21 protein-coding genes are annotated in these 23829 nt (G+C 65.8%); 9 read left to right on the forward strand and 12 right to left on the reverse strand.

Features of this window, described 5'->3' with window-relative positions; all coding sequences use genetic code 11:
* Positions 1-78 precede the first annotated feature (78 nt).
* Positions 79-918 (reverse strand): SDR family oxidoreductase, encoded by an 840-nt coding sequence (locus EV641_RS11140; RefSeq protein ID WP_132471816.1) that lies wholly within the window; start codon positions 916-918, stop codon positions 79-81.
* Positions 903-1694: a MerR family transcriptional regulator gene (locus tag EV641_RS11145; RefSeq protein ID WP_132471817.1), complete on the reverse strand. Its 792-nt coding sequence runs from the start codon at positions 1692-1694 to the stop codon at positions 903-905. Before EV641_RS11145 ends, EV641_RS11140 begins: the two co-directional genes overlap by 16 nt.
* A 41-nt stretch (positions 1695-1735) precedes the next feature.
* On the opposite strand from EV641_RS11145, the gene EV641_RS11150 reads away from it, so the two are divergent.
* The gene (locus EV641_RS11150; protein ID WP_199233208.1) at positions 1736-2188 is read left to right on the forward strand and encodes a DUF6194 family protein; all 453 of its coding nucleotides are present in this window, start codon (positions 1736-1738) and stop codon (positions 2186-2188) included.
* Positions 2189-2191: 3 nt separating this feature from the next.
* Here the strand turns inward: EV641_RS11150 and EV641_RS11155 are convergent, their stop codons facing one another.
* Positions 2192-3520: a wax ester/triacylglycerol synthase domain-containing protein gene (locus tag EV641_RS11155; protein WP_132471818.1), complete on the reverse strand. Its 1329-nt coding sequence runs from the start codon at positions 3518-3520 to the stop codon at positions 2192-2194.
* Between the two features lie 143 nt (positions 3521-3663).
* On the opposite strand from EV641_RS11155, the gene EV641_RS11160 reads away from it, so the two are divergent.
* Positions 3664-5673: a prolyl oligopeptidase family serine peptidase gene (locus tag EV641_RS11160; protein WP_132471819.1), complete on the forward strand. Its 2010-nt coding sequence runs from the start codon at positions 3664-3666 to the stop codon at positions 5671-5673.
* A 57-nt stretch (positions 5674-5730) separates the two neighbouring features.
* Here EV641_RS11160 and EV641_RS11165 read toward each other — a convergent pair whose 3' ends face one another.
* Positions 5731-6588 carry an alpha/beta fold hydrolase gene (locus EV641_RS11165; protein ID WP_132471820.1) on the reverse strand — a complete coding sequence of 286 codons (858 nt, stop codon included), beginning with the start codon at positions 6586-6588 and terminating at the stop codon, positions 5731-5733.
* Positions 6589-6592: 4 nt separating this feature from the next.
* Positions 6593-7669 (reverse strand): patatin-like phospholipase family protein, encoded by a 1077-nt coding sequence (locus EV641_RS11170; RefSeq protein ID WP_132471821.1) that lies wholly within the window; start codon positions 7667-7669, stop codon positions 6593-6595.
* Between the two features lie 96 nt (positions 7670-7765).
* On the opposite strand from EV641_RS11170, the gene EV641_RS11175 reads away from it, so the two are divergent.
* From EV641_RS11175 to EV641_RS11190, 4 genes are all read left to right on the forward strand, one after another.
* On the forward strand, positions 7766-8155 hold the full coding sequence (locus EV641_RS11175) for a phage holin family protein (protein WP_054714615.1): 390 nt from the start codon (positions 7766-7768) through the stop codon (positions 8153-8155).
* Between the two features lie 191 nt (positions 8156-8346).
* On the forward strand, positions 8347-8667 hold the full coding sequence (locus EV641_RS11180; RefSeq protein WP_132471822.1) for a hypothetical protein: 321 nt from the start codon (positions 8347-8349) through the stop codon (positions 8665-8667).
* Between the two features lie 77 nt (positions 8668-8744).
* Positions 8745-8945, forward strand: a complete 201-nt coding sequence (locus EV641_RS11185) for a PspC domain-containing protein (protein WP_054714624.1) — start codon at positions 8745-8747, stop codon at positions 8943-8945.
* Between the two features lie 137 nt (positions 8946-9082).
* On the forward strand, positions 9083-9283 hold the full coding sequence (locus tag EV641_RS11190) for a PspC domain-containing protein (RefSeq protein ID WP_054714620.1): 201 nt from the start codon (positions 9083-9085) through the stop codon (positions 9281-9283).
* A 520-nt stretch (positions 9284-9803) separates the two neighbouring features.
* On the opposite strand, the gene EV641_RS11195 is transcribed toward EV641_RS11190, so the two are convergent.
* The 6 genes from EV641_RS11195 to htpG form a co-directional block, all read right to left on the reverse strand.
* Positions 9804-10751 (reverse strand): alpha/beta hydrolase family protein, encoded by a 948-nt coding sequence (locus EV641_RS11195; RefSeq protein ID WP_347238231.1) that lies wholly within the window; start codon positions 10749-10751, stop codon positions 9804-9806.
* A 304-nt stretch (positions 10752-11055) separates the two neighbouring features.
* Entirely contained in the window at positions 11056-12069 is a 1014-nt protein-coding gene (locus EV641_RS11200) for an alpha/beta hydrolase family protein (RefSeq protein ID WP_132471879.1), read from the reverse strand.
* Positions 12070-12318: 249 nt separating this feature from the next.
* Positions 12319-13944 carry a chaperonin GroEL gene (groL, locus tag EV641_RS11205; RefSeq protein WP_132471823.1) on the reverse strand — a complete coding sequence of 542 codons (1626 nt, stop codon included), beginning with the start codon at positions 13942-13944 and terminating at the stop codon, positions 12319-12321.
* A gap of 260 nt (positions 13945-14204) precedes the next feature.
* Entirely contained in the window at positions 14205-14732 is a 528-nt protein-coding gene (locus tag EV641_RS11210) for a DUF6764 family protein (RefSeq protein ID WP_132471824.1), read from the reverse strand.
* Between the two features lie 86 nt (positions 14733-14818).
* Positions 14819-15595 carry an HAD-IIA family hydrolase gene (locus EV641_RS11215; RefSeq protein ID WP_054720823.1) on the reverse strand — a complete coding sequence of 259 codons (777 nt, stop codon included), beginning with the start codon at positions 15593-15595 and terminating at the stop codon, positions 14819-14821.
* 31 nt (positions 15596-15626) lie between these two features.
* Positions 15627-17552 (reverse strand): molecular chaperone HtpG, encoded by a 1926-nt coding sequence (gene htpG, locus EV641_RS11220; RefSeq protein ID WP_132471825.1) that lies wholly within the window; start codon positions 17550-17552, stop codon positions 15627-15629.
* A 124-nt stretch (positions 17553-17676) separates the two neighbouring features.
* Between htpG and EV641_RS11225 the strand changes: the two genes are divergently transcribed.
* Positions 17677-18945, forward strand: a complete 1269-nt coding sequence (locus tag EV641_RS11225) for an FAD-dependent oxidoreductase (RefSeq protein WP_132471826.1) — start codon at positions 17677-17679, stop codon at positions 18943-18945.
* Here the strand turns inward: EV641_RS11225 and EV641_RS11230 are convergent.
* A complete protein-coding gene (locus tag EV641_RS11230; protein WP_054720784.1) occupies positions 18919-19476 on the reverse strand; it encodes a PadR family transcriptional regulator in 558 nt (185 codons plus the stop codon). The two genes, EV641_RS11225 and EV641_RS11230, sit on opposite strands and share 27 nt — an antisense overlap.
* An 84-nt stretch (positions 19477-19560) precedes the next feature.
* Between EV641_RS11230 and EV641_RS11235 the strand changes: the two genes are divergently transcribed.
* Both EV641_RS11235 and EV641_RS11240 read left to right on the forward strand, forming a co-directional pair.
* Entirely contained in the window at positions 19561-20202 is a 642-nt protein-coding gene (locus tag EV641_RS11235; protein ID WP_241997055.1) for a DUF1707 domain-containing protein, read from the forward strand.
* 79 nt (positions 20203-20281) lie between these two features.
* Complete coding sequence (locus tag EV641_RS11240; RefSeq protein ID WP_132471827.1) at positions 20282-23752, forward strand: TM0106 family RecB-like putative nuclease; 3471 nt, start codon at positions 20282-20284, stop codon at positions 23750-23752.
* The last annotated feature ends 77 nt before the right edge of the window (positions 23753-23829 follow it).

Below are 23829 nucleotides of genomic sequence, written 5' to 3' on the forward strand. Positions count from 1 at the left end.
CACCGGGTCTTCACATCGACCGAGCGGGTCGGATCCGCATCAACCGATCGGATGATGCGGGTGGGCGGGCACAGCGTGTCAGGGACGGAAACGGAACATCTGGAGCAGGTATCGGGGAAGGCCACTGAGCGGAACGGCAACGGGCCAGTCCCCGGACCGGAAATACGCCTCCGTCCCGCCGTCGACGGTCACCACGCTGCCCACCATGAAATCCGCCGTGCGCGACAGCATGAACTCGACCCACTCGGCGATCTGCTCGGCGTCACCGAAACCACCGATCGGCACGGGAAAACCTTCGACCCGTTTCGCCTGCGGACCGGCCAGCTGCGTTTCGAGCAGGGGAGTCGAGACTGCGCCCGGGGCAAGGACATTGAGCCGGATTCCGGATCCCGCCCAGTCGTCGGTGACCGCGGCGCGACGAGCCCAGCGGGTCACCGCGATCTTCGTCGCCGCGTAGGTGAACGGCGCGGCGGCGGCGCGGATGCGGCTCGCGCGCTTGACGCCCTTGTCGAGGTCGCCCGCGAGGAACGACCGCACAGCGGACTTCGGCACACCGGGTGTCGCGGTTGTCGAATTCGATCCGAACACCACGACCTTGCTGTTACCGGTCGCGGCGAGGGCAGGCCGCCAGCCCACCAGCAGCTCGATCACGCCCCGCACATTGACCTCGGCGATCACCTTTTCCTTTCCTGCAATCGGGCCCAGTCCGGCCGCGAGCACGGCGCCGTCGAGGAGTCCGTCGGCACGATCGAGAGTCTTGCGGATCGCGGCCGACCGTCCTGCCGTTGTCGACAGATCCGCGACGATGTCGGTGTCCCGCAGATCGATCCCGATCACCGTGTGCCCTGCGGCGCGCAGTCGTTCCGCGCTCGCCCTACCCATACCGGATGCAGCACCGGTCACTACGTATGTACCCATGTGTCCCCCTTCACGTCGTGCCGACCAGTACAACATGTCGCCTGCACAGCCTCGTGTGAGGTGATGATCTCGGCGAGTACGGACCCGGCACGCAGCAGCGAGAGGGTTCGCGCTGCGATGTCGTCGACCCTCGTGTCCAACGCCCTCAGCGACGCCTCGATATCCTGGAGGTCACGGAGTGCTGTGAGGGCTCTACGGACGTCGGGTATGCGGTAGCCGGAGGCCCGCAGCCCTGCCACGATGCGAGCCTCACGGATCGCCGCCAGCGGATAACGACGGGCCGATCCTGCGCGCGTGGCCACTCGATGTGGCGTCACGAGTCCCTCTGTCTCCCAGAATCGCAGAGTCGAGGCCCGAACACCGAGTGCGCCTGCGAGTTCGGTGATCGTCATGGTGTCGCTCTCTGCGGGTTCGAGCTCGATCGCAGCTTCCGCGCGGATGACGACAAGCGCGCGCCGGGCCTCGAGCACGTGGTCGCGCTCGCGAGTGAGTCCGGTGTGGAGCGAGGCCACCAGCGCGGCTGCCTCGTCGCGCACGAGAACACGGATCTGCCGCATGACCCGCCGTGCCTCCACCGGACCGACAGCACGAGCGAGGTCGCGGTATGCACGCAGATCTCGAACGTGTCGAGTGGAGAACACCCGGTACCCGTTGGCTTTCCTAGGAGCGCACTCGACGACGCCGCGAGCCTCGAGGTCGCGGATCTGCTGTGCCGAGTAGCCGGTCGCCGCCGACACGGCGGCGGTCCTCAGTTCGATGTCGTCGCCATGGGCCATTGCCGAACCCTCCATAAGGACTTCAACCGCACACTCGAACCATGAGTATGGAGCAGATTCTCGAGACGGTGCGCGGATTCGACGGGATTCTCGAACTCGCACCCGTCGAAGGAAGTGGGTTCCCCGAGGTCGCATGGGGCGATCATTTCTTCTACTACGCCCCCGACGGTCAGGTCCCGCTGCGGACGCAGCCGTTTGCGACGATCGTGACGAAGGACTGTCCCGGCGACACCGAGTCCGAGCTGGACCTACCGGACCGGTGGCGCTTGAACATCCACGTCGGCAGGGCGAGATTTGCCGAGCTCACCGGCGAGGAACCACGGGCCGCACAATCCTCGGTGGACTTCAGCGTCGCCGACACCGTTCTTCCACATCCGGTCTATCGGACTCAGGGGTGGATTGCGATCGTCAATCCTGGCGTCCGGACCTCGACCATCGCACCCGACCTCCTTCGTCATGCCTACGAGGACGTCCGACGACGAGCCACCCGATAACGCTCAGTCGCAGAGCGCTGCCGCGACCTCATCGATCGCTTCACGCAGCATCGCCTCGTACTCGTCGAGGTCGGGCACCGCGCGGGGACTCGAATTGATCCCGATCGTGACGGTCTCACCGAGGCCGTACACGCCGTGGGTCAATGCCATCACCGGTGACAATCCCGGAAACCCCGCGCTGAATACGACCGGGGCGCCCGCTATTTCGAGATCTGCGGGGCCTCGGTTCACGCTCGACACCACCGTGTTCCCGGTGACGGTATCGGGAATCTCGTCCAGCGAGTAGCGATCGACCCCGAACTTCAGCAGCGGCGCCGGGACGAACTCTTCGGCCGAATCACGTTGCGCCAAAAGCCGGCTCGATAGCCTTGTGCGACGATCCGCAATCTCGACGGCGATCCGAGCAGCCCGTGTACGCAGGTCGGGTTCGGCCACGAACAGGTCGACGCCGGCGTTGCGATAGTTGTTGCGGGACGCACCCGTGGCGTCGACCACGATGGTGACTTCGGCGCCGAGCCGATCCGGCACCGGCTCACCGCGCAACTCCAGAAAGCGGGGCAGGGCGATGGAAATCGCTGTCAGTGCCGACACAGTGACAGTGACGCCGGCCCCGCGGAAGACCTCGGCGGGGCACACCACCATCCGCACGGCCCGATCGTCCCCGGGGGCGGTATTGACGCCGACGAGAGGACGGCCTGCAGCCGGCGCGGGAATCTCTCCTGCGGTTGTCGCGTCGGTCAGCGCCCGGTCGGCAGCGGCAGCCCTGCGTCCGGCCGCGACGAGTCGCGCGAACTGGACCGGAAACCGGAGCAACCGCGCCAGCATCGTCGATATCGGGACCGGTTCCGGAGCCGACGAGCGCGGTGGTTCCTCCGCACCGAACAGCGCGCGCACCAGTTCCGTCGCCCGAGCACCGTCGGCGAATGCGTGCGACACCTGGAACACCACGACAGCGGCGGACCCGTCACAGCGAGGAGCGCCGCGAACACCGGCGAAGACGTGCACCCTCCACGGGCTCATCCGGGCATCGATCGAGGTGGCCACGAGCGACCCCAACGCCGCCTGCAACCCCGCCCACGATGCGTCTGCGAGCCGGTGCTCGACGACCTGGTCGTCGCTGTACTCCCGCGGCTCCCAGTACGGATAGTCGAGGCTGCCCGGGACGGCGCGGATCCTGTATCGAAGATCCCCCATCCGCGCGACACGTCGCCGGACGACCACACGCACCGCATCGGCGTCGACGTCGCCCGCGAAGCAGTACAGCAGGAATTGATCGCTGCGAATTCGCTCGGCGAGCCAGTACATCTGCGCGTCGGAGGGGGTCAGCTGCACATCGGCCAGCGTACTGAGCCCCGCACAGGCTCGCAGTTTCGTTCGCCTCGATCAGCACTGCGCCGGGGATTCATTCGCTCACACCCCGGCGGGCGACACCGGCCGGTCCGAGGTCAGGAGCCACGGCAGGTAGAAATAGGTACATGAGCGACAGCACGACCGACCCCCACCTCTGGCTCGAGGACGTCACCGGCGAGAAGCAACTCGACTGGGTGCGCTCCCGCAACGACCGCACGGTCGACGCCTACACCCGCACCGACGACTTCACGACGCTGGAATCCCGGATTCGGGAGATCCTCGACACCGACGCACGCATCCCCTACGCCCGACGCCGCGGCCGGTACCTGTACAACTACTGGCGCGACGCCGAGCACGTACGCGGCCTGTGGCGGCGCACCACCCTCGACCAGTACGTCCTCGACGACCCCGAGTGGGAAATCCTCGTCGATCTCGACGCCCTGGCTGCGGAAGAGGGCGAAAACTGGGTGTGGTCAGGAGCTCAGGTTCTACGACCCGACCAGAACCGTGCACTCATCAGCCTGTCGCGCGGCGGTGCCGACGCAACCGTCATCCGCGAGTTCGATCTGGTCGCACGACGGTTCGTGTCGGGTACCGACAGTTTCGAACTTCCCGAGGCGAAAACCGACATCAGCTGGATCGACGTCGACACAGTCTTCGTCGGAACGGATTTCGGCGCCGGATCCCTGACCGATTCGGGCTACCCGAGGATCGCGAAGCGCTGGCGACGTGGAACACCGATCGCCGACGCCGAGACGGTGTTCGAGGGAGAAACCACCGACGTAGCCGTCGGCGCCGGCTACGACAACACTCCCGGGTACGAACGCAGCTTCGTCGACCGCGCCATCGACTTCTACGCCGCGTACCAGTACGAACTGAAGCCCGACGGCACCCTGGTCAAGCTCGACGTACCGGACGATGCGCGGGTGAGCGTGTACCGCGACCACATGCTGGTCCGGCCCCGGTCCGAGTGGCTCGGCTATCCGGCGGGCTCCTTGCTCGCAACCGACTACCCGTCGTTCCTCGAGGGCTCGCGAGACATGACGGTGCTGTTCACTCCCGACGAGCACACGTCGCTCGAGCAGTACACGTGGACGCAGAACCATCTGCTGATGGTGACCTTGCGAGACGTCCAGACCCGCATGCGCGTCCTCACTCCGGGACCCGACGGGTGGACCGACGAGGAACTCGACGGGCTCCCGGATGCCACGACGACGTCGGTCATCGATGTCGACCCGCGCGAGGGCGACGATTTCTTCCTCAACTCGAGCGGCTTCACGACCCCTGCAACCCTGTTGTCGGGGACGGTCGGGCAACGGCTCGAGGCCATAAAGCAGGCGCCGTCGTTCTTCGACTCCGGCGACATCACCGTCACGCAGCATTTCGCGACCTCCGACGACGGCACTCAGGTCCCCTACTTCGTCGTCGGCAGCAATACGGACACGGCGTCGCCGACGCTGTTGTACGGGTACGGCGGATTCGAGAATTCGATGGTGCCTGCATACAGCGGCGGTGTGGGCCGGGCGTGGCTCGAACGCGGAAACACCTATGTGATCGCGAACATCCGCGGTGGCGGTGAATACGGCCCCACCTGGCACACGCAAGCATTGAAGGCGAACCGCCACAAGGTGTTCGAGGACTTCGCCGCGGTCGCGAAAGATCTTGTTGCGCGGGGTATCACGACGACCGAACAACTCGGGGTCCAGGGCGGAAGTAACGGTGGCCTGCTGATGGGGGTGATGCTCACCCGATATCCGCAGTTGTTCGGCGCGATCGTGTGTCAGGTGCCGCTGCTCGACATGTTGCGTTACCACCTGCTGCTCGCCGGAGCGTCGTGGATGGCGGAGTACGGCGACCCCGACAACCCGGATGAGTGGAAGTTCCTGTCGGAGTATTCGCCGTATCAGAACACCGATCCCGACGTGGCCTACCCACCGATCCTGATCACGACGTCCACCCGCGACGACCGTGTGCATCCCGGGCATGCTCGCAAGATGGTGGCGCTCCTCGAGGAGCAGGGCCACGAGGTCTGGTACTACGAGAACATCGAAGGTGGGCACGGCGGCGCCGCAGACAACGCGCAGGCGGCGTTCAAATCGGCGCTGACCTTCACTTTCCTGGCCGAGAAGCTGTAGGGATGAAGTGTGGATCCGAGTCCGATTGCTCGGATCCGCACTGTGGATCCCAGGATCTCAGCGGTCGCGCAGCCACGCCACGACCCGCTCGACCGTGTCGTCGTTGTCGCGGATCCAGCCGTTGTGACCGAGCGACCGACCCAGATGCCACGTGGTGACGTCGGCCGCGGGCAGCTTCTCGAGCAGATGCCGAGCCGAGGCGACCGGCGTCAAATCGTCACCCTCGACCGTGATCGAGAGAATCGGAATATCCAGCCGAGCGAGACGCTCCTCGTAGTCGATATCGGCCCCGGCCGGCTCGAACCGGCCACTACGGGCGAGCCTCGCCCAGTCCGAAATCAAGGGACGCGACTGCCGTCCGAAGCCCGCTACACCGAACCGGTCGCCGGGCCAGAATCCGGCGACGCTCGCGGTGAGCGACATCGCCGTCGAGCCGAACAGGAGCCCTGGCCCGCGCGCCCCGGGGAAATGGCGGTAGTACGGGGTGCCGGAGGCCACGAGCACAAGCCCACCGAGGCGACCGCGAATACGCGCGGCGTACAGCACGCCCAGCTGACCGCCCATCGAATGCCCGAGCAGGTACGGGGTGGAGTCGGGGAATCGTTCACGCACGACCTCGAACATCGCGGGGAAATGCACCGCGACGATGTCCTGGTAGCCGTAGGTACTGTCGGGTCCGGGCTTCGGGCGGCTGTCGCCCTGACCGGCGAGCTCGCAGATCGCGGCGTCGAATCCGTGTTCGGCGAGGGCGTGCGCGAACGGTTCGTAGTACCCCGCCGGGATCCCGAGGCCCGGGACGATCACTACGACGGTCCGCGACGAGTCGAGCCGGCTCTCGTGGTCGTGATCCGGCCCCGGGAACAAGCGGACCGCGGTCGTCGTGCTGTCGGGAAGCTGGATCGGTACGGTCTCCACCAATTCAGACTAGGCCCGAATCGCCCTCCTGGTCAGCAGACCGAGGTGCGGGGGCTCCGTATCCTGCGGCGTCGAGGGTGGTCTCGGTGAGCGATCGTCCCAGGGCGATCATGTCGACGGCCTTGTGGAAATCGAGGCTGCGGCACGCGGTGCGTGGGACCTCGACCAGTACATCCGGCGGATACGCCGCGAGCTGGTGGCGAGCGAGAGCCGACTGCATGATGTCCAGCGAACGGTTCATCACTGCAACCCGGCTGAACTTCGGAGCCGCGATCTCCTCGTTGCCGTCCTGGATGCCGGCGTCAGCGTCGTCTGCCGGGTCGGCGTCGGTGTCGTCTGCCGGGTCCGTGTCGATGTCTTCGCGGCCGAGTTGTTCGTCGGTCGCTCCTGCACCGAACCGGCCGACGACCGAGCGAACGATGTCGCTGTCGAGCAGCAGCGATGCAGACCGCCGGAAGCGTCCGACCCATTCTTCCGCCGGCTGCGGTTCCGCACTCGCGTTCTCCGGCGCGTGTGTACGACCGCGTTCCTCGGCGCCGAGGCTGATCCCGATCGTCAGATCGGACGAGACACCGACCGTCGGAGCCACCGGCAGCGGAGTGAGCGTGCCACCGTCGGTGAGGACACGGCCATTGAGGACGTACGGCGTGATGACACCGGGGATCGCGATCGACGCGCGGATCGCAACGTCGACCGGTCCCCGCTGGAACCACACCGGGCGACCTGCCGCCAGGTCGGTCACCACAGCTGTGAACGGGATCGGGAGATCTTCGATGACGACATCCCCGATGAGGTCGCGAACTTTGTTGAGGACCTTCTCCGCGTGGATGACACCCGGGGACGTGACCGACACGTCCAACAGCCGGACGACATCGAGTTGGGTCAGGCTCTCCGCCCACTGGGTGTATTCGTCGAGTTTTCCCGCGGCGTAGACCCCGCCGACAAGGGCGCCCATCGACGAGCCGGCGATGCCCACGATCTCGAATCCGCGCTCCTCCAGAACCTGGATCGCGCCGATGTGGGCGTAGCCTCGCGCGCCCCCACTACCGAGGGCGAGGGCAACACGCATCCGATCGGCCATGGTCCGATGGTGCCATGGCCGGACGGTCCGCGGCGCGACGGAGACTCTACGCCGCAATACGCGGCACAGCGGGTCGACCGGAGATACCCTGACACCATGATCAGGCTGCTCGCCACCACAGTTGTTGCGTTGATCGCCAATGCGATTGCTTTGATCGTCGGAGCCTGGGTCCTCCCCGGCATGACGCTCAGCTCGTTCGCGTTCGTCATCGCCGTCGCGATCTTCACTGTCGCCACGGTTCTCCTCGATCCCTTCATCCGACAGGTTGCGATGACGAAGACCCCGGTGCTCATCGGGAGCAGTGCGCTGATCTCGACCCTCCTCGCTCTCATCGTCACTGCGATCGTGAGCGACGGACTGCGGATCGATGGCATCACGACCTGGATTCTCGCTACCGTCATCGTCTGGGCTGTGGCATTGATCGCGCGCTTGTTGCTGCCGTACATCGTCTTCAAGAAGACACTCGCCAAACGCAGAAGTGCCTGACGCTCTCCGTCGAGAACAACACACTCGAAGCACCCGTACGGGAAGTTCCGTGCGGGTGCTGTCGTAGAGAACCCTGACCGAAAGTTCAGGGTACGAACGGGGGTCTGTCCCCGATGTGCCCGAAGTGGTCCGAGGCGCAAGATCGATGCATCGGTTCGACAAGCCCCCTACAGCCACTTCGGGAGATTGAAATGCGTAAGACCATCATGACCGCACTGCTCACCGGCGCCGCAGCTCTGACGATCGGAACAGGATTCGCCGCAGCCGATTCCGCGCCCAGCGTCGTCGGAATGGAAGAGCACGCAGCCGCCTCCACGCTCTCCGCCAACGGTACGCCGTACTCGGTCACCAACCGCTCGGGGAACATCTCCGGCACCTGCGCGGTGACCGAGCAGCGCGACCGCGGCTACCGGACCGAGACCGAATCGACGTACAACTCCCGCACCGACAGCTGGGAAAGCAAGGAAACCAAGATCTGGCGCGGCATCGGATTGACCATCGTATGCCGCTGACACCCAGCGTTGTCTCCGACGTACCGATGCCCACCCACTCGACTGTTCACATATCCCACAAGGAGGACGAAAACCTCATGACCTTCGACAACAACCCGCCGCGTCCGTTCATCCGCTCGACCTCGCAGCGCATGCTCGGTGGCGTATGCGGCGGAATCGCCGAATACTTCGGTATCGATACCAATCTCGTACGGGCCGGCGCGGTCCTCACTGCCTTCCTCACCGGCGGCACCGCAGTCCTGCTGTACCTCGCACTCTGGATCATTCTGCCGGAATGACATATTCGGCGTCGACGCTGAGCAGTGGCTGCACCGCTGAAGGACGCCCGGCGCACGAGACCCCGAGAAGAAGTTCAGGGTGAAGATCGGGGCGTGGCCCTGATGTGCACACACTCGACAAGGAGCACGATTACCTCATGACCTTCGACAGCAACACACCCCGCACCTTCACCCGCTCGACCTCCAAGCGCATGCTCGGCGGCGTCTGCGGAGGAATCGCCGAATACTTCGGCATCGACGTCAACATCGTCCGTGCCGCTGCCGTGGTTGCGTCCTTCATCACCGGCGGCACCGCAATCCTGCTGTACCTCGCACTCTGGGTGATCATCCCAGAATGACAGCGCAAAGGCCGTGAATCCCGGAGAGACGAGATCCACGGCCTTTCAACACTTCCGACCTACAGCGACCCGGTGAGTAGCGCCGGCGCAATGGCCAGTACGAGCCCAATGAGCTGGTTGATGACTTCGAGACCGCCGGTAATACTGCCCATCTTTCCTCCAGTGTGTCGCCGGAAGCCTCACACTTCCGGACGTCGGATCAACAGATTCAGTGGATTCAGCTGAGGAATTCTGCGCTCTGCGAAAGCAACGAGAAGATGAAGGTGATGATTTCGGTGATGGTAGTGCTACCCATTGATCCTCCTACGCCCGGATGGTTGAGGTGATGCGGCACTGACGAACTCGATAACACGGTGTGCCGTAACTCACATTACGACACGGCATCGGAAGCGTCAATGATGTTGCGTAAGAATTTATTTGAAACTACAAGACCCGAACATAGTGAACTGCACTAGATCTCGATTACGACACCAAAGGTAGGCCGCCCCGCCGGAAGCCGGGCTGCGAGCAACTCACGCGATCACAATCCGATAGAACCCGCGATCATCGGCCAGGAGGCGTGGAGGTCGTCCTGCCAATAGCCCCACGAATGCGTTCCATGGGAGCGGAATTCGAATGTCGCGGGGATGTCCAGTTCCTCGAGCCGGGTCGCCAGGCGATGCGTACAATCGTTCACCGCAGCCTCGATGACACCCCCGACAACGATCTGATTCAACAAAAGCCCAGGATCGCCCTCGACCGATCTCGCCCCCAGGTTCTCGTGCGCCCCCGGCAGCCCGGTCGCAGACGAGATGTACAGGTCGATACCCCGCAACTTCTCCGCGTTGACGTACGGGTCGTTCGCGGCCCAACCGGGCCCATCGAGCGGGCCCCACATGTTCTCGACGTCCGCCTCCCCACGACTCTCGACGACGGTACGGACATAGAGTTGCCCCAGCTCCGTACTGGTCTCGGCACACCCGCTGTACGCCCCGACCGCCTCGTACAGCGACGGTTCCTCGATCGCCAGACTCAAGACCGATGTACCCGACATCGACAGACCCGCAATCGCGTTCACACCCGTGGTGCCGAACGCCTCGTCCACGATCGGCGGCAGCTCCTGCGTAAGGAACGTCGTCCATTTGTTGCGGCCGAGCGCCGGATCGTCGCGTTCCCAATCGGTGTAATAGGTGAACGACCCATCGAGCGGCGTGACGACGTTGACATTCTTGTCAGCGAAGAACTCGTCGATATCGGTACGGGCGTCCCATGTGGCCTTCCCCTCCCCGCCTCCTGCCCCATTGAGCAGGTACAGCGTGGGCCGCGGAACGCTCGCGTCGGCCGGTGTCCGCACCCGGAGAGGGACGACCCGATCCATCGCCGCCGAGTAGACGTGCGCGACGACCGTACGATCTGCCTCGATCTCGATGCGAGACAGACTCGAAACGGGTTCGGCGGCAACTTCACTCGCGAATACCGCTGACGACACACATGTAAGAGCGGCAACCGACAACGCCGCACACGTTCGCCGGAACGAGACCACCCGACCGTCCTCCCGAATCCTCGGACCCCACTGAGCGAACGTCGATCACGACACCCCACCCAGCCGTAGTGAAATCATTTCTACACTATGAAGCTCCGCAATAGTCACGAAACGGTCAAATTCGCGGAATCCGAGTTGCAGACACCGAACGGCGAGGGCCGGCTCTGAGCCGGCCCTCGCCGAAGATGGGTGAGGACGCTACAACCCGATGGGTACCGCCGCCGTCACAACCCGATGGGTACCGCCGCCGTCACAACCCGATGGCTGCCGCCATCATGGGCCACGACTTGTGCAGATCGTCCTCCCAGTAATCCCACGAATGCGTACCGTTCCGCCATTCGAAGTGAGCGGGAATCTCCAACTCCTCGAGCCGCTCCGCGAGGCGCGTCGTGCAGTGGTGCACGGCCGCTTCGATGCTCCCGCCGACGACGAGCTGCCCCACGAGACCGAGCGGGTCGTAGTTGATCGACCTCGAACTCAACTGATCGTGCTCCCCTGGAAGGCCTGTTGCCGCCGACACGTACAACTCGACCCCGCGGAGCTTCTCCGCATTGAGATACGGGTCGTTCTCGATCCACCCCGGCCCACCGACCGGGCCCCACATGTTCTCGGGGTCGCCGCCCTTGGCCCGCACTACGGCCTGGACGTACGCCTGCCCCACCGGAGTACTCGTCTCTGCGCAGCCACTGTAGGCACCGACAGCGCGGTACAGCTCGGGTGCGGCGGTCGCCAGGCCGAGCACCGATGTGCCCGACATCGACAGACCCGCAATCGCATTGGCTCCAGTGGTCTCGAACTGCTCGTCGATGATGGGCGGCAACTCCTCGGTGAGGAACGTCGTCCACTTGTTGCGGCCGAGCTCCGGATCGTCCCGCTCCCAGTCGGTGTAGTAGCTGTAGCGTCCGCCCAGCGGAGTCACCACGTTGACGTTCTTGTCGGCGAAGAACTCATCGACGTCCGTCTGCTCGTCCCACGTGGCAATACCCTGGCCACCGCCCGATCCGTTGAGCAGATACAGCGTGGGCCGTGGCTCACTGGTGTCGGCCGGCATCCGCACCCGGAGCGGCACGACGGTATCCATCGACGCCGAATACACGTGCGCGATGACCGTACGGTCGTTCTCCACCTCGATGTGCGACAACTCCGAGGTTCGCTCACCGGCGGTCGACGATCCCGGACCGGGTTCGGCCGATGCCCCCGCCGGTACACACACAGCGGCCGCCAGTCCGACCGTCACCGCACCACACACACGTCGGAACCACATCGACCCCATGAACCCACCCCTTCGCAAACTGCCTGATCCCACGACACATCACGACGACCCGCCCAGCGCTCCCCGACAAGCCCCGAATTACACGCCTGTTTCTACACGATCCCCACCGGAAGGTCACGAAAGGGTCAAGATCTTGGTACGGAACACAGGGGCGGAACCCACACCACGAGACGAGGCCCGACCCCACCGAAGTGGGATCGGGCCTCGCGACGAGCTACCTGGCGTGTGCCGGGGGCTGGATCAGAAGTCCATGCCGCCCATGCCACCGGTCGGGTCGCCGACGGGAGCGGCGGCCTTCTCCGGCTTGTCGGCCACGACGGCCTCAGTGGTCAGGAACAGAGCCGCGATGGACGCAGCGTTCTGCAGCGCCGAGCGGGTGACCTTGACCGGGTCGTTGATGCCGGCTTCGAGGAGGTCCTCGTAGTCACCGGTGGCGGCGTTGAGGCCGCTGCCGGCGGGCAGGTTGCGAACCTTCTCCGCGACGACGCCGGGCTCGAGGCCGGCGTTGAAGGCGATCTGCTTCAGCGGAGCCTCGAGGGCGACCTTGACGATGTTGGCACCCGTGGCCTCGTCGCCCTCGAGCTTGAGGTCGTCGAGAACCGGAGCGGCCTGCAGCAGGGCCACGCCACCGCCGGCGACGATGCCCTCTTCGACGGCAGCCTTGGCGTTGCGCACAGCATCTTCGATGCGGTGCTTGCGCTCCTTGAGCTCGACCTCGGTCGCAGCGCCGGCCTTGATGACTGCAACGCCACCCGCCAGCTTGGCGAGGCGCTCCTGCAGCTTCTCGCGGTCGTAGTCCGAATCCGACGCCTCGATCTCGGCGCGGATCTGGTTGACGCGACCGGCGATGGCGTCGGGATCGCCCGCGCCCTCGACGATGGTGGTCTCGTCCTTGGTGACGACGACCTTACGGGCCTGGCCGAGCAGCTCGAGACCAGCGGTCTCGAGGGAGAGGCCGACCTCTTCGCTGACGACCTCGCCACCGGTGAGGATAGCGATGTCGGCGAGCTGAGCCTTGCGACGGTCACCGAAGCCCGGAGCCTTGACGGCGACGGACTTGAAGGTGCCGCGGATCTTGTTCAGGACGAGGGTGGACAGAGCCTCACCCTCGACGTCCTCGGCGATGATGACAAGCGGCTTGCCCGACTGGATGACCTTCTCCAGGAGCGGCAGCAGGTCTTTGACCGTCGAGATCTTGGAGCTGACGAGCAGGATGTACGCGTCTTCGAGGACGGCTTCCTGACGCTCGGCGTCCGTCGCGAAGTAGAGGGAGATGTAGCCCTTGTCGAAGCGCATACCCTCGGTCAGCTCGAGCTGGAGGCCGAAGGTGTTGGACTCCTCGACGGTGATGACGCCTTCCTTGCCCACCTTGTCGATGGCCTCGGCGATCAGCTCACCGATCGCGGGATCGCCGGCGGAGATGCCTGCGGTCGCTGCGATCTGCTCCTTGGTCTCGACTTCCTTGGCGGTGTCGAGCAGCTTGGCGGTGACGGCCTCGACGGCCTTCTCGATGCCTCGCTTGAGGCCGAGTGGGTTCGCGCCGGCAGCAACGTTGCGCAGACCCTCGCGCACGAGCGCCTGGGCGAGCACGGTAGCGGTCGTGGTGCCGTCACCCGCGACGTCGTCCGTCTTCTTGGCAACTTCCTTGACCAGCTCGGCGCCGATCTTCTCGTACGGGTCCTCGAGCTCGATCTCCTTGGCGATGGACACACCATCGTTGGTGATCGTGGGGGCGCCCCACTTCTTCTCGAGCACGACGTTGCGACCCTTGGGGCCCAACGTCACCTTGACAGCGTCGGCGAGGCTGTTCAGGCCCCGCTCGAGGCCGCGACGGGCCTCTTCGTCGAACGCGATGATCTTGGCCATTGCGAAGTGATCCTCCGGATATCGGGGTGACACGCAGGACGACCAATCGTCGGTCGCCCCAAGTAACGCCTTCGGCCGGAATCAGTGCCCGCGACGGACGACCAGGGGTGTCGATATTTCCCGGTCTCACCGTCCCGACCTGGCACTCGCTTGTTGTGAGTGCCAACTGCATTTTTAGCACTCGAGGGTGGCGAGTGCAAGGTTACCGGCACTCGACCACCCTCGTCACGGTGCAGAAGGCTCCTGCACCGACCCATCGACTAGCGAGGCGTGGAGCCCACACCCACGGCGCACCACTGCCCCGTGGCGGTGTTGACCGCGAACGACTGAGCACCGATGCACGTGACACCGGTCGTGTCGGCCGTCGCTCCCGAACCCCAGCCCGCCACCGACAACGTGGTCGCCGGACCCTGCGCCCACGAATGGCTCAGACCGCCGCCGAGCGCGTACGCGTACGAGCGGCCGCCGTCGCGCGCCGCACTGAGCGCCGTGCCGAACCCGGTTGCCTGGGATTCGGCGGCACCCGCGGACTCGGCGACCGACACCGCAGTGCCGCTGTCGGCTGCCGATGCCCGCGCGAAGCCCTCGCCGGTGGTCGTCGCACCACAGCTCGCCGTATCCGACACCAGGATCTGATTCTCGGACGGCGGCGACACACACGTCACCGGCGCGGCCGACGCCGTACCCGCGCCCACCGAGGCGAACGATGCTGCGCCGACGGCAATCGCCGCGAATGCCTGCGCAACACGACGGCCGGAGAAGACGGACCGGAGAGAACGAATGGACAAGAAGTGCTCCTCTGCGCTGGAAGAAGGAGGGAGAATGCCCCCGGGGCGCAGGGTACCGGGCTCAGGTGCGGCGCGCGAGAGCCTGATCACACCGATCGAAGCAACTCCGGAAGATCGGCGACCGAGTCGATCACATGGTCGGGCCGGTCGACGGCGAGCTCGAGCACGGACCGGCGGAATTTTCCGGTGCGCACCAGGACTCCCATCATTCCGAGCCGCTGCCCAGGCAGCACCTCGCCGTACAGATCGTCACCGACCACGACCATGCGCGACGGGTCGACATCCATGATGTCCGCGGCCGCGAGGAAGCCCTGCATCGACGGCTTTCCCACCGTCACCACCGATTGACCGCTGAGCTCCTCGAGCCCGGCAAGATAGGCACCCGTGTCGAGGCGCAGTCCGTCGGGCCCCTGCCAGCTGGCCGCGCGGTGCATCGCGACGACGGGGACACCGTCGAGCATCAGCTCGGCAACCCGACTCATCGTCCGATGCGTGAATTGCTCCCCCGCACCGCCGAGCACCACCACATCGGGATCGAGGTCGTCGCGCTCGATCCCGTCGAGATCGGCATCGACGTCGCCGGCGTTGAGCACCCAGCACCGGCGCCCCGGGTACGTCTGCTTCAGATACTCGGCTGTGAGCGACGCGGCCGTGACGATCTCGCTCGGCTCGACGGGCATGCCGAGATCGCTGAGCGTTGCAGCGATCTCGGCACACGTCCGTGACGTGGTGTTGGTCAGGAACGCCCGCGGCACCCCACTCTCGCGGAGCTGCGCGAGGACGTCGGCGGCGCCGGGCACCGGCTCCCACGACGTCACGATCACGCCCTCGATATCGAACAGCACTCCCGCCACGTCGCTCATACCCCCGAGCCTATAGCCCGAGTGAACCGGTTCAGACCGTGCGGGCGAGCCGGTCCGCGAGCAGATGCGTGAAGCGTGCGGGATCGTCGACCTCGCCGCCCTCGGCGATCAAGGCCATCCCGTACAGCAGCTCCGCGGTCTCGGCGAGCGCCGGGTCGTCGGTGCGGCCATCGTGCGCCGCGCGCAGCCCCGACACGAGCGGGTGCCCCGGGTTCAGTTCGAGGATCCGCTTGGTGTGCGGCACCGGCTGACCCGACGCCTTGTACATGCGCTCGAGCGCCGGCGACATGCTGAATGTGTCGCCCACGATGCACGCCGGCGACGTCGTCAGGCGCGACGACAGACGCACCTCCTTGACGTGCTCGTCGAGGGTCTCCTTCATCCACGTCAGGAGATCACCGAACTCCTTCTCCTGCTCCTCGCGTTCGGCTTCGGCCGCCTTCTTCTCGTCCTCGGTGTCGAGGTCCACCTCGCCCTTCGCGACCGACCTGAAGGCCTTGCCCTCGAATTCGGGAACCGACGTCACCCACATCTCGTCGACGGGGTCGGTCAGCAACAGCACCTCGATGCCCTTCGCCGTGAACGCCTCCATGTGAGGGGAACTCTCGAGCAACTGACGGGACTCGCCGGTGATGTAGTAGATCTCGTCCTGGCCGTCCTTCATTCGCTCGACATATCCGGCGAGCGTGGTCTGCTCGTCGGCGCTCGCCGTGGAATCGAACGACGTGATCGCGAGCAACGTGTCGCGGTTGTCGGTGTCGGAGATCAGACCTTCCTTGAGTACGCGCCCGAACTCGTTCCAGAAGGTGCGGTACTTGTCTGCGTCATGGGTCGCCATGTCCTTGACGGTGGACAGGACCTTCTTCGTGAGACGACGACGAATGGCCCGGATCTGGCGGTCCTGCTGCAGGATCTCACGGGAGACGTTGAGCGACAGGTCCTGCGCATCGACGACACCCTTGACGAAACGCAGGTATTCAGGGATGAGGTCTTCGCAGTCGTCCATGATGAACACGCGCTTGACGTAGAGCTGGATGCCCGTCTTGCGCTCGCGGGCGAACAGATCGAACGGGGCGTGCGTCGGAATGAACAGCAACGCTTGGTATTCGAATGTTCCCTCGGCACGCATCGGGATGATCTCGAGCGGTTCGTCCCACGCGTGGGCGACGTGCTTGTAGAACTCGTGGTACTCGTCGTCCGACACCTCGTCGCGCGAACGCGCCCACAACGCCTTCTGCGAGTTGAGGGTCTTGGTCTCGAAGGTGACCTCGTCGGCGCCGTCCTCACCCTTGGTGGTCCGGGAGACCTCCATGCGGATGGGCCACGCGATGAAGTCCGAGTACTTCTTGACGATCTCCTCGAGCTTCCACTGCGACGTGTAGTCGTAGAGATGGTCGTCGGTGTCCTCGGGCTTGAGATGGAGCGTCACCGAGGTTCCCTGCGGCGCATCCTCGACGTCTTCGATCGTGTAGGTGGATTCGCCGCTCGACTCCCACCGGGTTCCTGCATCCTGACCCGGCTTGTGTGTCACGAGCGTGACCTTGTCGGCCACCATGAACGCCGAGTAGAAACCGATACCGAACTGGCCGATCAGCTCCTCGGACGCTGCCGCGTCCTTCGCTTCGCGCAGCTTCTTGCGCAGCTCACCGGTGCCGGATCGGGCGAGCGTGCCGATCAGGTCGACGACCTCGTCGCGCGACATGCCGATGCCGTTGTCGCGGATGGTGAGGGTGCGGGCGTCCCCGTCGACATCGAGCTCGATGTGCAGGTCGGACGTATCGACGTTCAGGTCCTTGTTCCGGAACGCCTCCAGACGGAGTTTGTCCAGCGCATCGGACGCATTGGAGATCAACTCACGCAGGAAGGTGTCCTTGTTGGAGTAGATCGAGTGGATCATCAGATCCAGCAGCTGGCGCGCCTCGGCCTGGAACTCGCGCTGTTCGACGTGTGTACTCAACTCACTGTCCCCTTCGACAAGCAGATTTCCCCCTCGAATATTAGGACGGCCGGCGCCACGCGTGCACAAGCCCCCGATAGAGCCATGATGGAGGGACGTACCTCTGCGTCGACAGGAGTTGGTCATGACGATTCGTCGAGTGGCCGTGGCCGGTGCCGGCATCGTGGGGCTGTCCACCGCGTGGTTTCTGCAGGACCGAGGTGTGGCCGTCACCGTCGTCGACAGGACCGGAGTCGCGACGGACGCCACCGACCCGACCGGACGCGAACGCGCCTCGTGGGGCAACGCCGGGTGGCTCGCGCCCGCCCTGACACTGCCCCTACCGGAGCCGTCGGTACTGAAATACGGGCTGCGCGCGATGTTCGACCCGTCGTCACCGGTGTATGTGCCGCCCACGCTCGACCCCAAGCTGATCCGCTTCCTCGCGGATTTCGCCCGGCACTGCACCACACGGCATCAGATGGCGGCCCTGGAGGCGTTTGCCCAGGTCAACAGGGTTGCACTGGGGGCATACGACGACCTCGCGGACGGCGGCGTTGCCGAGCAGACCCGCGACGCCGACCCCTTCCTCGCGGCGTTCACCGCGGAAACCGACCGCGACCGCCTGCTCGAGGAATTCGATCACGTGCAAGCTACGGGAGGGGAGGTCGACTACGAGGTCCTCGACGCCGAGGCGGTGCACTCGCTCGAACCCCTGCTCAGCGACAAGGTGCGCGCGGGAGTGAGGATCCGCGGTCAACGATTCATCGATCCACCACGGTTCGTCGCCTCGCTCGCGGATGCGGTGCGAGCACGCGGTGGTGAGATTCTCACCGGGTTCGACGTCACCGAGGTGCGCGACCCCGGCAACGGCGTGGTGGACGTGATCTCCACGAACGGGGACAACGTGTCCGTCGATGCGGTAGTCCTCGCGACCGGAGCGCACCTGAACGCACTGGCCCACGACTTCGGGGTGCGCACCCTGGTTCAGGCCGGTCGCGGGTACAGCTTCAGTGTGGTGCCCGACGAACTTCCCAAGAACCCGGTGTATTTCCCCGTGCAGCGCGTGGCCTGCACTCCCCTGCACGATCGGTTCCGCATCGCCGGAATGATGGAGTTCCGCAACCCCGACGCGCCCCTCGATCCGCGGCGGATCCGCGCGATCGTCGACACGACCCGTCCGCTGCTGCGCGACGTCGACTGGGACGACCGGAGCGAGGCATGGGTCGGGTCGAGGCCGTGCACGGCCGACGGGCTGCCGCTGATCGGTGGCACTCGGTCGCCGCGGGTGTTCGTCGCAGGCGGTCACGGTATGTGGGGTGTCGCGCACGGACCGCTGACGGGTCGGCTCCTCGCGGGTGCGGTGACCGGCCACACCGATCCGGTGCTACGGCATTTCGATCCGCTCCGTTGACGGACTCTGCTGCCGGCTCGCGAGACGTGCGTCCATGCCCTCGAGCCACGTGAGCGCCGCGCGTTCGTACGCGATTCCGAACTCGACGGTGGCAGCGGAGAAGTCCGGCAGGTCGTGGTGGGCCATGAGGTCTTCGTAACCGGCGAGCTGCTTCTCGTGTTCGGCCCGATAGTGCGCGAGTATCTCCGCGAGCCGTTCCGGACGCAGGTGGTCGGCGAAAGCGACGGTGAGGAGCAGCGGGTGCCGGATGTTCTCCGGTCCGGGGTCACGATCGATCCATTCGGCGAACGCCTGCCTGCCGGCGTCGGCGAGTGTGTAGGGCTTGCGGTCGCGCGGACCCTTCTCACCCGGCACGATCAGGCCGTCTCGTTCCATCGCGGCAAGTTCCCGATACACCTGGCTGGTAGTGAGCGACCAGAACTTGCCGATCCGCTCCTGCGCCGTGGTCACCAGGTCCCATCCCGTCATCGGACCCTCGTGCAGAAATCCCAGCAGCGACGCTGCGGTCGCGTTGAGCGGACGTCCGGCCATCACGCGCTCCCTTCATCCCGTCATCCAGAAAAGCGTTGACATTCCACTGTGTCATATCCATCATGGAAGCAACGATGTTCCACAATGGAAGCTCATAAGGGCAGGAAATCTCTGCTGGAGGACCTCATGGCCACCGAGAACCCCTACATTCCCGACTCCGACAGGATCTCCGATTCCGAACGCGAGCGGTTCGTCGACGAACTTGCACAGCACGTCGGCGCCGGGCGCCTCACCATCGACGAGTTCGACACCCGCGCCTCCGCCGTCTACGCATCGACGACCGTCGCGGAGGCGCGCGCGCAGTTCACCGGCCTTCCCCGGTCTGCTCCTCCAGCGCCGACCACAGCACGTGCTCGTCGGCGGCTTCCCGTCCATCAGAGGATCGAGTGGACTGCGTGGCTCGGCGTGAGCGCGATCAACGTGCTGGTCTGGGCATTGGTGTCACTCGGGACGGCATCGATGGTCTACCCGTGGCCGCTGTGGGTCATCGGACCGTGGGGCCTGGTACTCCTCGGCCGGACCGTGCTCGGAATCGAAGGAGGCGGATGCTCCTCGCGCGCACCGGACGCACGACGAGAGGCCGCCCGGGCCGCCATGCTCGCCCGCCGGGAGTCGATGCGCGCCCGTTCGATCGCGCACCGCGAGGCCATGCGTGCCCACTCGATCGCGCACCGGGGACAGCTCCGCTGCGCACCGCTCGCCGCAACCTCGCATCGGCGTTGGTGACTCCGTCCGCGAGGTAGCCGTCAGCTGTCACCCGCGTCTGCCATAGTCGGGCAACGACACCACGTGGGAGGCGGCGCCGATGTTTCTGCTCGACGATGTGCTGGTCTACAGCTCGCGCGATCTGGCCGATGCCGCTCAGTGCGAGTTCTCACTGCTCAGCACGGTCGACGCCGTCCTCGGTCGCGGGCCGCGACCCACGGCCGTGGACGATCCGATGCTCGACCGCACCGCCCGTCTCGGCAACGCCCACGAGCAACGCATCCTGGACCGGTACCGCGACGAATTCGGCGACGGTGTCGTGCGGCTCGCCCGCCCCGACCACACCCGCGAGGGCTACGAAGCGGCTGCCCGCGCCACAGTCGAGGCCGCCCGATCGGGTGCCGACGTGATCTACCAGGGCACGTTCTTCGACGGCCGGTTCGTGGGGTTCTGCGATTTCCTCGTCCGCACCGGCGAGACGTACGCCGTATATGACACGAAACTCGCCCGACACGCGCGAGTCGAGGCACTGTTGCAGCTCGCCGCATACGCCGATGCCCTCGCACACACCGGAATCCCGGTCGCGCCGCACGCACACCTGATCCTCGGCGACGGCACGATCGCGTCGTACCCCCTCGCCGACGTCGCTCCCGTCTACTCACAACGCCGGCTGCATCTGCAGCACCTGGTCGACGGCCATCACGACGCCGGCGCTCCCGTGGGCTGGACCGACGCGGGGCACACCGCGTGCGGTCGCTGCAACACGTGCGAACCGCAGGTGGCGGCCCACCGCGACCTGCTGCTGGTCGCGGGAATGCGGTCCATGCAGCGCGCCCGCCTGATCGCCGGCGGCATCACGACGATCGAGGATCTCTGCGCGCGGGAGGAGCCCGTGCCGGGAATGTTTCATCGCACATACACCGCACTGCGTGCACAAGCGCTGGTGCAGCTGCGGCAAGAGCAGACCGGCAAACCGGTCGTCGACGTCTACGAACCGGGTTCCCTTGCCGCGCTACCCGGCCCGGACGACGGAGACATCTTCTTCGACTTCGAGGGCGACCCGCTGTGGTGCGAGGACGGCGGTCCGGACTGGGGACTCGAGTACCTGTTCGGTGTGCTCGAAGCACACGGTTCGGGCCCGAGTGCGACCGATCCGACGTTCCGCCCGTTCTGGGCTCATACGCGCGCCGAGGAGCGACGCGCACTGCTCGATTTCCTCGAGTACGTCGAGCAGCGCCGTCGAACGCACCCGAAGATGCACGTCTATCACTACGCACCGTACGAGAAGTCCGCACTGCTGCGCCTGGCGGGCCGGCACGGCGTGGGCGAGGAGGGAGTCGACGGCCTGCTCCGCGACGGCGTTCTGGTCGACCTGTATCCGATTGTGCGCGCTGCACTTCGGGCCGGTGGGTCGTCGTACAGCATCAAGAAGCTCGAGCCGCTGTACATGCCGGCGCGGCAGGGCGAGGTGCTCGATGCCGGTGCGTCGATAGTCGCGTATGCGGACTACTGCGACCTCCGCGACGCCGAGCGGACCGAAGAGGCCGCGAAGCTGCTCGACTCGATCGCGTCGTACAACGAGGACGACTGCGTGTCGACGTGGCGGCTGCGCAACTGGTTGCTCGACCGGGCCGCAGAGCACGGTATCGCCACTACCGGGATCACACACGAGGAGGCCACGCTCCCCCTCGAACCGCACCCCGCGGAGGTCACGCTCTGGGAGTTCGCGGGCGAGGCAAAGGGCGAGCGCACCGACGACCAGCAGGCCGCAGCATTGATGGCGGCTTCGCTCGGCTACCACCGGCGGGAACGGAAACCGTTCTGGTGGGCCCACTTCGATCGCCTGTCGAATCCGGTGGACGAATGGGCCGACACCCGCGACACGCTCGTCGCGACCTCCGTCGAGGTCGAGGACGACTGGCACCTGCCGCCGCGCAAGCGCAAGGCACGGCGTCATCTGGTCGTCACGGGAGATTTCGACACCGGGAGCACGGTGCGCGCCGGCGATTCCGTGTTCCTGCTGTACGAAGCGCCGGCACCGGACGGGCTGCCCGACGGCGGCCCGTGGACGAGGGCGTGGTCGGGCGGGAAGATCCTCGAACGCCGGTCCGGCAGCGATTTCCATGATGTGCTCGTGATCGAGGAGTTGCTGCAGACCGACGAGGAGTATTCGGCTCTGCCGATGGCGATCACGCCCGGGTCCCCGATCGGGGCGGTCAGTATCGAGAAGGCGATCGAATCGACGGCGGGCGCCATGTGCGCGTCACTGCCGGATCTGCCGTGCACGGCCGGTGTCGACATCCTGCGAAGGACCCCGCCACGCACGCGTTCCGGCGCGCTCCCTCTGGTCGGCGACGGCGGGTTCCCCGCCGCGATCACCGCTGCCGTCCTCGACCTCGACGACTCGTACATCGCCGTGCAGGGCCCACCCGGCACCGGGAAGACGTACACGGGATCCCGCGTCGTCGCCGCACTCGTCCGCGAACACGGCTGGCGGGTCGGAGTGGTCGCACAGTCGCACTCCGTGGTCGAGAACATGCTCGACGGCATCGTCAAGGCGGGCGTGCCGGGCGAGCTCGTCGCGAAGGCCAAGGCAAGGACCGGCGAGCCGACATGGACACCCGCGAAGGACACCAAGGCCCTGACGGGGTATCTGGACGGACTCCACGACGGCTATGTCGTCGGCGGCACCGCATGGGATTTCACGAACACGAACTGCATCACGCCGGGCAGCCTGGATCTGCTGGTCATCGACGAGGCCGGGCAGTTCTGCCTGTCCAACACCGTCGCCGTCGCGACGAGTGCACGGAACCTGTTGCTCCTGGGCGATCCTCAGCAGTTGCCTCAGGTCAGTCAGGGTACGCACCCCGAACCCGCCGACGAGTCGGCCCTCGGCTGGCTCGCCGAGGGGCACGGCGCACTGCCCGCCGACCGGGGATTCTTCCTCTCGCGCACGTGGCGCATGCATCCCGACCTGTGCGCGCGGGTGTCGGATCTGTCGTACGACGGGCGGCTGCTGTCCCAATCCGAGCACACCACCGCGCGTGCCCTCGACGGGCTCTCTCCCGGGGTGCACACGGTGACGGTCGAGCATTTCGGCAACGCGACGTGCTCGGTCGAGGAGAGCGATGAGGTGGTACGCCGGGTGCAGATGCTCCTCGGCACCCAGTGGCGCGACGATACGGAGGCCGCACAGAATCCGATCAGCGCCGAGTCCGCGTCACGACCCATAGAAGAGAAGGATGTGCTCGTTGTCGCGCCGTACAACGCGCAAGTGGCGATGATCCGGTCCGGCCTGTCCGATGTCGGGCTGACCCGGGTGGATGTAGGCACGGTCGACAAATTCCAGGGTCGTGAGGCTCCGGTGGTGATGATGTCGATGACGGCGTCGGCGATCGAGGACGTACCGCGCGGGATGTCGTTCCTGCTCTCGCGCAACCGGCTCAACGTCGCACTCTCGCGGGGTCAGTGGTGTGCGATCGTGATCCGCTCGAGTGCATTGACCGATCATCTCCCGTCGACACCCGACGAACTGGTCGACCTCGGAGCGTTCCTGCGACTGACCCGGTGACCGCCACCACATCATCGGATAGGATCGACGCCAGATCTTTTTGTAACCTCTAGTACCACACACCGAGCAGGAGCAGA

Source organism: Rhodococcus sp. SMB37, assembly GCF_004345605.1.
GTDB lineage: Bacteria > Actinomycetota > Actinomycetes > Mycobacteriales > Mycobacteriaceae > Rhodococcus.